This is a genomic window from Roseburia sp. AM51-8, assembly GCF_003478275.1.
GTDB classification, from domain to species: domain Bacteria; phylum Bacillota; class Clostridia; order Lachnospirales; family Lachnospiraceae; genus Pararoseburia; species Pararoseburia lenta.
The window spans coordinates 181,321-192,282 of the sequence record NZ_QUEY01000001.1; the positions used below are offsets into that span (position 1 = coordinate 181,321).

8 protein-coding genes and 1 pseudogene are annotated in these 10,962 nt (G+C 47.8%); 8 read left to right on the forward strand and 1 reads right to left on the reverse strand.

Annotated features, from left to right (window positions below; genetic code table 11):
* The first annotated feature begins 106 nt into the window (after window positions 1–106).
* The 7 genes and pseudogenes from DW996_RS01000 to DW996_RS01030 all read left to right on the forward strand — a co-directional run bounded on the left by DW996_RS01000 (window position 107) and on the right by DW996_RS01030 (window position 10,010).
* The gene (locus tag DW996_RS01000) at window positions 107–1,873 is read left to right on the forward strand and encodes an aminopeptidase P family protein (protein ID WP_279220142.1); all 1,767 of its coding nucleotides are present in this window, start codon (window positions 107–109) and stop codon (window positions 1,871–1,873) included.
* Window positions 1,854–4,614: pseudogene (gene polA, locus DW996_RS01005) on the forward strand (DNA polymerase I). The gene DW996_RS01000 and the pseudogene polA overlap by 20 nt, the downstream one beginning before the upstream one ends.
* A 40-nt stretch (window positions 4,615–4,654) precedes the next feature.
* Entirely contained in the window at window positions 4,655–5,245 is a 591-nt protein-coding gene (coaE, locus tag DW996_RS01010; RefSeq protein ID WP_118280875.1) for a dephospho-CoA kinase, read from the forward strand.
* Between the two features lie 25 nt (window positions 5,246–5,270).
* Complete coding sequence (locus DW996_RS01015; protein WP_118534598.1) at window positions 5,271–7,460, forward strand: cell division FtsA domain-containing protein; 2,190 nt, start codon at window positions 5,271–5,273, stop codon at window positions 7,458–7,460.
* A 1-nt stretch (window position 7,461) separates the two neighbouring features.
* The gene (locus tag DW996_RS01020) at window positions 7,462–8,259 is read left to right on the forward strand and encodes an MBL fold metallo-hydrolase (RefSeq protein WP_118534599.1); all 798 of its coding nucleotides are present in this window, start codon (window positions 7,462–7,464) and stop codon (window positions 8,257–8,259) included.
* A 90-nt stretch (window positions 8,260–8,349) separates the two neighbouring features.
* A complete protein-coding gene (locus DW996_RS01025; RefSeq protein ID WP_118280878.1) occupies window positions 8,350–8,634 on the forward strand; it encodes an ACT domain-containing protein in 285 nt (94 codons plus the stop codon).
* Window positions 8,635–8,645: 11 nt separating this feature from the next.
* Window positions 8,646–10,010: a PFL family protein gene (locus DW996_RS01030; protein WP_118534600.1), complete on the forward strand. Its 1,365-nt coding sequence runs from the start codon at window positions 8,646–8,648 to the stop codon at window positions 10,008–10,010.
* Window positions 10,011–10,134: 124 nt separating this feature from the next.
* Here the strand turns inward: DW996_RS01030 and DW996_RS01035 are convergent, their stop codons facing one another.
* Complete coding sequence (locus DW996_RS01035) at window positions 10,135–10,356, reverse strand: helix-turn-helix domain-containing protein (RefSeq protein WP_118534601.1); 222 nt, start codon at window positions 10,354–10,356, stop codon at window positions 10,135–10,137.
* Between the two features lie 161 nt (window positions 10,357–10,517).
* Between DW996_RS01035 and DW996_RS01040 the strand changes: the two genes are divergently transcribed.
* Window positions 10,518–10,907, forward strand: coding sequence for a hypothetical protein (locus DW996_RS01040; protein WP_118534602.1), 390 nt, complete (start codon window positions 10,518–10,520; stop codon window positions 10,905–10,907).
* Window positions 10,908–10,962 lie beyond the last annotated feature (55 nt).

Here is a 10,962-nt window from a genome sequence, read left to right on the forward strand (position 1 = left end):
TGGAACATGGCAGAAGTGTCATGTTTGCCTAGTGCAATAGAAAAGGAGATGTATGTATTATGAGCAAAAAAATCGATCCACAGGTCATCAATGAAAGACTGCGGCTCTGCGCCGCCTGATGCAGGAAAAGGGGATCATGGTCTATGTCGTTCCGACTTCCGATGATCATATTTCCGAGTATGTCGGAGAACACTATAAGTGTCGTGCTTATATCACAGGTTTCACAGGATCTGCTGGTACGGCGGTGATCACTTTAGAGGAAGCCGGTGTATGGACAGACGGACGTTATTTTGTACAGGCGGCTGCACAGGTGGCAGGCAGTGATGTGACCTTATACCGTATAGGAGAGCCGGAAGTGCCGACCGTCATGGAGTTTGTAGAGGAGCATCTGAAAGAAGGCGCTACGATCGGTTTTGACGGTGCCTGCATGGCAGCGGGAGAAGCCAAGGAGTTGCGTGGGATCGCTGAGAAAAAGTCCGGCAAGATCGCCATGGATGAGAATCTGATCGCCGAGATCTGGGAGAATCGTCCTGCCCTTCCACAGGAGCCGGTCTTTGTTTTACGTCAGCAGTATGCAGGGGAGTCTACCCAGGATAAATTGGCGCGTATCCGTGCAGAATTAAAGAAAAAGGGAGCAGACAGCCATCTGGTCGGCAGCCTTTATGATATTGCATGGATCACCAACTTGCGTGGCGGTGATATTTCGCATGTACCTGTATTTTTGTCTTTCCTCTTTTTGACGGGACAGGATGCTATCCTGTATGCCTTCTATGAGAAGTGGCCGGAGGAAGTCAGAGATTATCTGGCAGAATGTGGTTTTACACTGCGTCCGTATGATGCAGTTTATGATGAGTTGCCTCAGCGCGTGCAGGAAGCAGGAGGAAAGGTTCTCTTAAATCCGGGAACTATCAATGCCAAACTTATGAGCCTTGTCAGTCAGGATCAGATCCTTGAGGGACATGATCCATCAGAACTGATGCGTGCCATCAAGAATGAGACAGAGGTTGCAAACACGATCGAGGCCCATATTTATGATGGTCTTGCCGTGACTAAGTTTATTCATTATCTCAAGACCAATGTCGGCAGCGAACCAATGACAGAGATCAGTGCGTCTGATTATCTGCAGGAGCGCAGAGAGGAACAGCCGGGATTTTTGGATCTGAGTTTCGATACCATCAGTGCATATGGTGCCAATGCTGCCATGATGCATTATTCAGCAACACCGGAAGATCATGCAACACTTGCACCGGAAGGCATGCTGCTTGTGGATTCCGGCGGACATTATCTGGGGGGTACGACCGATATTACCAGAACCATCGTCTTAGGACCGATTTCCGATGAGATCAAAAAGATGTATACGCTGGTATTAAAGGGACACCTGCGTCTGGCACATGCAAAGTTTCCAAAGGGCGTATCCGGGACCAATCTGGATGCGATCGCCAGAGGACCGCTCTGGGATTTGGGCTTAGATTACCGTTGTGGAACCGGACATGGCGTAGGCCATATCTTAAATGTGCATGAAGGACCAAATGCATTCCGTTGGCGCACGACTGATATGTTCCCATCCCAGGAGTTGATCCCGGGCATGATCACAACGGATGAGCCGGGCTTCTACGAAGAAGGCGGTTATGGTATCCGCATCGAGAACGAACTTCTTTGTGTCGAGGCAGAAAAGACAGAGTATGGTCAGTATTATCAGTTCCAGAACCTGACCTTTGCCCCGATCGATCTGGATGCAGTACTGCCGGACATGATGACAGACAAAGAGAGGGACTGGCTCAATACTTATCACAGACAGGTCTATGATACCCTGAGTCCATATTTAGATGACAAGGAAAAGGAATGGCTACAGTATGAAACAAGAGCAATCTAATAAGTTATTACTCATAGATGGACACAGCATTTTAAACCGTGCTTTTTTTGGACTGCCGGATCTGACCAATGCAGCAGGACAGCATACCAATGCGGTCTATGGATTTTTAAATATCATGTTCAAGATCATGGACACGGAAAAGCCGTCCTATCTGACCGTAGCCTTTGATGAGCATGCACCGACTTTTCGTCACAAGATGTTTGCAGAATACAAGGGCACGAGAAAGCCTATGGCAGATGAACTGCGTCAACAGGTTCCTATGATGAAGCAGATGCTTACCGCAATGGGGATCACGGTGATCTCCAAAGAGGGACTGGAAGCGGACGACCTCTGGGTACTATGGCGCGCCTTGCTGAAGATCAGGGCATGGAAGTCACGATCGTCTCCGGCGACAGGGATCTTCTGCAACTGGCAACAGACCATACCAAGATCAGTATTCCAAAGACCAAAAAGACGGGTACGGAGATTGAGAATTATTATGCAGCCGATGTGGCAGAGCGTTATCTGGTGACACCGACGGAGTTTATCGATGTCAAGGCTTTGATGGGAGATACTGCGGATAACATCCCTGGCGTACCGGGGATCGGTGAAAAGACGGCGACAGCCATCATTTCCCAGTATCATCGATCGAGGCAGCACATGAGGCAGCAGATCAGTTACGCCCGCCGCGTGCCGCCAAGAATATCGTGGAGTTTTACGATCAGGCGGTCATGTCAAAGGAACTGGCGACCATTGAGGTGCACGCGGACATCACCTATGATTTGCAAGCGGCAAGACTTACGGATATCTTTACCCCGGAGGCATATGCGCTGTGCAAGGAATGGGAGTTCAAGAATCTTTTAGGCAGATTTCAGATCCAGGCACCAAGGAATGTAGCGGAAGATGCCTTCTCACAGGCAGAGGATACACAGAGCCTGACTGCTTTTGCAGAGGAATTGGCGAAGGGGCAGGCATCTTATATTGGTCTGTATCTGGTATGGAGACAGCGCAGTGCCAAGGAGTGGGAGGATGCGTCACTTGCCAAGGACGGCGATGGGCAGTTATCCCTCTTTACAAGTCAGAAAATATCGGAAGATGTTTGTCAGGAATACGAGATTTACGGTATAGCACTTTCAGATGGAGAAAAGAGTCTGTGGGCACCGATGGATGATATTTCCTGCATAACGCAGGTCTTAGAGCATCTGATAGCACGGGGAAAGCGTCTGGCATGTATGAATGTCAAGGAAGCCATAAAGATCTGTACACCGCATTTGCAGGAGCGGTTTTTACATTATGAGAATGTCTATGATGTGGCAGTGGCAGAGTATCTGTTGCAGCCGCTCAAGAATACCTATGTAGCAGAAGATCTGGCGAGCGAATATCTGGGTATCAGTGTGCCGGGCTATGGGGAGACCTTTGGCAAGAGAAGTCTGGCGCAGGCATTGGAAGAAATGCCAAAGGAATTTTGCTCCTTTGCCTGCTATGAGGCATATATCTGCAGCCGTGTGGCTGGTATGCAGTGGGAAAGCCTGAAAGAAAAGCAGATGGATGATCTGTATCGGGATGTCGAACTGCCGCTGATCTTTACACTGGCAGATATGGAACTGGAAGGCATTGCGATTGATGCTAAAGCCTTGGAAGAATATGGCGGACGCCTGATGGGACGTCTGGTGGAATTAGAGCAAAAGATCTATGACGAAGCCGGAGAAGAGTTCAACATCAATTCGCCAAAGCAGTTGGGACTTATCCTTTTTGAAAAGATGGGGATGCCGGGTGGCAAGAAGACAAAGACCGGCTATTCTACGGCGGCAGATGTCTTAGAAAATCTGGCACCGGACTATCCGATCGTGGCAGACATTTTAGAATACCGCCAACTGGCAAAACTGAAATCGACTTATGCAGAAGGACTTTCAAATTGTATTGCGCCGGACGGACGGATCCATTCTTCCTTCCAGCAGACCGTTACGGCAACCGGCCGTATCAGCAGTACGGAGCCAAATTTACAGAATATACCGATCCGCATGGAACTAGGCAAGTTGATCCGCAAGGTCTTTCATCCAAAGGATGGTTTTGTCTTTGTGGATGCAGATTATTCCCAGATTGAACTGCGTGTCTTATCCCATATGTCAGGGGATCAGAACCTGATCCATGCCTTTTTGCAGGGACAGGATATCCATAGGTCTACAGCGTCACTGGTATTCCACACAGCCTTTGAGGATGTCACAGAATTACAAAGACGCAATGCCAAGGCGGTCAACTTTGGTATCGTCTATGGGATCAGTGCCTTTGGACTGAGCCGGGATCTCGGTATCAGCAAGAAAGAGGCTGGCAAGTATATCGATGATTATTTTCTGGCTTATCCGCGCATGAAAGAATTTTTGGATGGGCTGGTAGCAGCGGGCAAGGAAGCAGGAGAGGTCAAGACCATGTATGGGCGTATCCGGCCGATTCCGGAACTTTCATCCAGCAATTTTATGCAGCGCCAGTTTGGTGAACGTATCGCGATGAACTCTCCGATTCAGGGAACTGCGGCGGATATCATCAAGATCGCCATGGTGCATGTGCATGACCGTTTACAAAAAGAAGGCTTGGCATCCAGACTTCTTTTGCAGGTGCATGATGAACTTTTGATCGAGGCAAAAGAGGAAGAGTTGCCGGTGGTAAAAAAGATCCTGCAGGAAGAGATGGAAGGTGCTGCAAAACTGGCAGTGCCGTTGACGATCGATATGCATACCGGCTATACATGGTATGATGCAAAATAACTTTGTTTTGCCTGTAGAAAATGATACAATGGAGTAGATTATGAAGTTTATAGGGATCACCGGAGGTGTCGGTGCCGGAAAGTCGACGGTACTGGCGTATTTGAAGGAAAATTACAAATGTCATATTGCTTTAGCAGATGATCTGGCAAAGTCATTGATGGAGCCAGGGAGCATCTGCTACGGTGCGCTGGTAGACCTGCTAAGTCCTTATCAGGTCTTTGATGGAGCCGGACGGATAGAAAAAGAGAGCATGGCGCGCCTGCTTTTTTCAAAAGAAGAGGTGCGCGCACAGGTCAATGCCATTGTCCATCCTGCGGTCAAGGAATGTGTATTGGCACAGGTCAAAGAGGCGAGAAATCAAGGCAGGTTGGACTATTTTTTCTTCGAGGCAGCGCTTCTTTTAGAGGATCATTACGAGGAAGTCTGTGATGAATTGTGGTATATCTATGCTTCAGAGGACGAGCGGAGGATGCGTCTGAAACGTGACAGAGGTTACACGGACGAAAAGATAGATCAGATCTTCGCCAGCCAGATGCCGGAGAAAGCCTTTCGGCAGGCATGTGCCCATGTGATCGACAGCAGTGGAAGTATGGAAGGGACGCAGGCACAGGTACGGCAGATCTTAGGATAGGAAAGTGATAGAGGAGAGCAGATTTATGAATGAAAAGAATCCATTGGAAGATATCATTTTTGGACTGGATATCGGAACGCGAAATGTCGTCGGAACGGTGGGCTATCAGGCGGACGACGGCTTTCATGTGATCGCCCAGTGTGTGAGGGAACACCAGACAAGATCCATGTTGGACGGACAGATCCATGACATCGGGCGCGTGGGAGATACCATCCGTGAGGTCAAGGAGGTCTTGGAAGAAGCGATCGGGACAAGCCTGACACAGGTATGTATCGCGGCGGCTGGTCGTGTCCTGCGTACGGTGACAACACAGGTGACCTACGAATATCCGGAAGAAACGGTTGTTACGGGCGAAGACTTACATACCTTGGATCTGATGGGGATCGATCAGGCGCAGCAGGAACTGCTTGCTGAGGGCGATAACAGATACAAATTCTATTGTGTCGGTTATTCTGTCATGAAATATTATCTGAATGATGAATTGTTCTCCAGTCTGGAAGGGCATAAGGCAAACAAGATCGACGAGATCATCATTGTGACTTTCCTGCCGGAAGATGTTGTAGATGGATTGTATTCTGCGGTAGAGCGTGCAGGACTACAGGTGGCAAACCTGACCCTCGAGCCTATTGCTGCTATCAATGTGGCAATCCCAGAGAATTTTAGGATGTTAAATATCGCACTGGTGGATGTGGGCGCCGGTACTTCCGATATCTGTATCACCAGAGATGGAAGCATCATCGCCTATGGCATGATCCCGTTTGCGGGTGATGAGTTGACGGAAGTGATCGTACAGGCATATCTGGTCGACTTTGCTACCGCAGAGCAGATCAAGTTGGATTCCAGTACTTTAGACGAAGTGACCTATGAGGACATCATGGGGATCTCCCATACTGTATCTGCAGAGGAAGTATGGAAACTGACTGAGGTCGTGCGTGAGAAAATGACGACAGAAGTAGCAAACAAGATCCGCGAACTGAATGGCGATAAGTCTGTTAGTGCGGCATTTATCGTTGGTGGTGGTGGCAAGATCCACGGCTATACAGAGTCCCTTGCCAAGAAACTGGATATCGTACCGGAGCGTGTTGCCCTCCGTGGCGAGGAAGTCATGAAGAATATCATTTTTGAGCAGGAAGGCATCAAAAAGGATCCGCTGCTTGTGACACCGATCGGTATCTGCCTCAACTATTATGAGCAGAAAAACAACTTTATCATGATCCATTTCAACGGAGAAATGATGAAGTTATATGACAATGGTCATTTGACAGTCGTAGATGCCGCTATGCAGGCAGGATTTACGACAGAGGAACTATTCCCGCGCCGTGGCCGTGAAATCCATTTTACGGTCAATGGAACGCCTCGTATGGTGCGTGGCGGCGAGGGCGAGTCTGCTGTGGTCAAGATGAATGATGTGACTGTCGGTATGAATACGCCGCTTGAGTTTAACTGTTTTATTACCATAGAGCCGTCAACGGCAGGAGAGGAAGCAGTCTGCACGATCGAGGAATTGGACGAGTATGTCGGCAATACCATGGCATTTGAAGTCTGTGGCAAACATGTGATGTGTCCGAAGTTCATGGAGGTCAATGGTTCATTAGAGCCGGGCTCTTATGAGATTCAGGAGGGCGATGTGATCGAGACCCGTAGTTTTTATACCGTAGGTCAGTTGGCAGAGTTTATGGATGTGGAGATCGACCCGGATCGTGAGATCCTGGTCAACAACCGACCGGCTACGCTGGAGTCTTTGATCTATGAGAATTTCTCGATCGACTGGACGGTACTTGCTTTTGGTGCAGCGCCGGTACAGGCAAAGGAGACAGGAAGCCAGGCGAGCAATATCTTAGATCAGTTAAAACATGCCAGCAAATACGGCTTTGGTTCTGAGGCACAGGCAGATGGCGGCACGCAGGCAGAAGCCCCTGACGAGGCAAAGCAGGCGGGCGCAGGTGCATCCGGCGGAGATAGTCCGGCAAAGGAAACCGCCGCAGAGGAAAAAGCACCTGAAGAAGCCGGGCTGCATGTAACAGTCAACCATGAACCGGTATATTTGAGTGGCAAGAGCAGTTATATTTTTGTAGACATCTTCAATGTGATCGATTTTGATGTGCACGCGGGTGGCGGCAGACCGATCGTAACGACGATCAATGGCGCGCCGTGCGGATATTCAGACGAACTTCACGAGGGGGATGATATCTTAGTTTATTGGAAAGAGTCATAAGATGGATTTTTTTAGTGTAGCCAGTGGCAGCAGTGGCAACTGCATCTGTCTGGGAAGCGATCAGTGCCACGTGATGATAGATGCCGGGATCAGCGGCAAGCGTATTGAGGAGGGAATGAATACATATGATTACACCACATCGGATATGGATGGGGTGCTGATCACACATGCACATAGTGACCATATACAGGGCTTGGGCGTGGTCGCGCGCAAATACGGACTGCCGATCTATGCGACAAAGGGGACGGCAGATGCCATCCTGCAATCATCATCGGTTGGAAAGATCGATCCGTCTTTATTTCATGTGATCGAGGCGGGCAAGACCTTTTTCATTGGAAATCTGGAGATCTATCCTATGTCGATCTCACACGATGCAGCAGATCCGGTCGCCTATCTTGTCTCAGATGGCAGACATCGTGTGGGCGTTGTGACAGATCTGGGCTATTATGATGCTGATATTGTCTCACATATGGAGGGCTTGGATGCCCTGCTGCTTGAGGCAAATCATGATATCCATATGTTGCAGGTGGGGGCTTATCCCTATCCTTTAAAGCAGCGCATCCTGGGTGAGCGGGGACATCTGTCCAATGAGACCAGCGGACAGTTATTGGGACAGATCCTTCACGATGGCATGCAGCATATTTTATTGGGACATCTGTCCAAAGAAAATAATTATGATGAACTGGCATATGAGACTGTCCGCTTAGAGATCTCCTTAGGGGATAATCCGTACCGGGGCAATGATTTCCCTATCGAGGTGGCAAAGAGGGACAGACCATCCAGTCTGATCCGGCTTTAGATAAAGACAGATTTTATTTGGCAGAAACTGAAATTGGTGTTATAGTTTATACAACTATAATCATAGATCAAAAATAAAAGGAGAATTGACATGGAGAAAAACACACAGAAAACAATTATCACAGTAGTAGGCAAAGATACCGTAGGCATTATTGCAGGAATCTGCACATACTTGGCAGAGAATGGCATCAACGTACTGGATATTTCACAGACCATCGTACAGGATTATTTTAATATGATGATGATCGTGGATTTTGCTGCATGTCAAAAACCTTTTGCAGAGTGCCAGGCAGATCTGCGTGAATTGGGAGAAAAGATTGGCGTTGATGTAAAATGCCAGCGTGAAGAGATTTTTGAAAAAATGCATAGAATCTAAAGGAGAGTATCATGATTAATTTTGGTGAAGTCAACGAGACAAACAAAATGGTAGAACAGGAAAATCTGGATGTGCGTACGATTACCATTGGTATCAGCCTTTTAGATTGTATGGATTCGGATCTGGATCAGTTAAATACCAACATCTACAATAAGATCACGACCGTAGCAAAGGATCTGGTCAAAGTCGGTAAGGAGATCGAGAACGATTATTGCATTCCGATCGTAAACAAGCGTATTTCCGTTACCCCGATCGCACTGGTTGGTTCCGCAGCATGTAAGAGCCCGGAAGATTATGTGACGATCGCAAAGACCTTGGATCGCGCGGCAAAGACCGTGGGCGTGAATTTTATCGGTGGCTATTCCGCACTGGTATCCAAGGGGATGACGCCTGCAGAGGAAAATATGATCCGTTCTATTCCACAGGCATTGGCATGCACAGATTTCGTGTGTAGTTCCGTGAATGTGGGATCTACTAAGACCGGTATCAATATGGATGCTGTCCGTCTGATGGGACAGATGGTAAAAGAAACCGCAGAATATACCAAGGAACAGGATTCTCTTGGTTGTGCCAAACTGGTGGTATTTTGTAATGCACCGGATGACAATCCATTTATGGCAGGGGCTTTCCATGGTGTGACCGAGGCAGATGCTATCATCAATGTCGGTGTCAGTGGACCGGGCGTTGTAAAGACAGCCTTGGAAGCTGTGCGTGGCGAGAGTTTTGAAGTCCTTTGTGAGACCATCAAAAAGACAGCTTTTAAGGTGACGCGTGTAGGACAGTTGGTCGCACAGGAGGCATCCAAGCGTCTGGGTATTCCGTTTGGTATTATCGACCTGTCCCTGGCTCCGACACCGGCGATCGGTGACAGTGTAGCAGGGATTTTAGAGGAGATCGGTCTGGAGTATGCAGGAGCACCGGGAACAACAGCAGCGCTTGCTCTTTTAAATGATCAGGTCAAGAAGGGTGGTATCATGGCATCTTCATACGTTGGTGGTTTGAGTGGTGCCTTTATTCCGGTTAGCGAAGATCAGGGTATGATCGATGCAGTTACCGCAGGTGCGCTTACATTAGAGAAGTTGGAAGCAATGACCTGTGTCTGCTCCGTAGGACTTGATATGATCGCCATTCCGGGCGACACCAAGGCAACGACGATCTCTGGTATCATCGCAGATGAGATGGCGATCGGTATGATCAACCAGAAGACGACCGCTGTTCGTCTGATCCCGGTTATTGGCAAGGGCGTAGGCGAGACCGTAGAGTTTGGTGGACTTTTGGGATATGCACCGATTATGCCGGTCAATCCGTATGGATGTGATGCCTTTGTAAACCGCAAAGGACGCATTCCGGCACCGGTACATAGTTTTAAGAACTAGAAAATATGATGGGAAATAAAAGTGGCAGGAAAACCTGAAGAAGGCTTTCCTGCACTTTTTATTGCTGTTTATCGAGCGATTGCATCAGTCTTAAAACGATAAGAAATCGATTCAGGCATGCAGTTCAACTGTAAGCGTCTTTGATGTCGGTGCGGTTTAAAAGATAATCTGTACTTGTATGATAATAGTTAGCCAATGTACATAGGGCATCCAAGGGAATGGCACGTTCCCCAGTTTCATATCTGGAATAAGCACGTTGGCTGATGTTTAATTGTTTTGCGAGTGTTTCCTGCGTTAGATCATTTTCTTCGCGTAAGTATCGTATGCGTTCATATCGTTTTTTCATAGTTGCCTCCGTTACACGAATTATATGAAGATAGAGTTTTTCCGTTTACATTTAGACCGATTTGGTCTAAAATGGAAATAATCACAGAATAGTCACATTCTTTTCACAATTTGAAGAATATGAAATTAAGAAGTATTTCATACAAGAAAGGGAGACGAAAGATGAAAAAAGAACTAGGAAAACGTTCATTGGCACTGTTGCTGAGTTTGTTGCTTGTGGTGACGATGACGCCGGCAAAGATGGTTATTGCTGAGGGTGCGGATAATTTGGAGAACAAGATTACGCTTACTGTGGACAAAAATGGCCTTAGCAATTGCTCGGTTAGTGCTGTGAAAGTGGCAGAGGGAGAAAATGAGCCTACAGTAGTTAGCAGCGATGCGAATGATGAAAATACGTATCAGGTGACTGCAGACACAAAACTTACGGTAACAGTCACCGTAAGCGCTAACACAGGCTATGACTTGAAAACGACTCCTATGGATGGCTGGACAGTGAGTGGAAGTGATTTTACATACACATATGAGAGTGGAATTTCGCAGATACAAGCTTGATCCTCCAAGATACGCTGTTTGTACAAGAGAAAGTAGAATCAGGTACAGACATTGG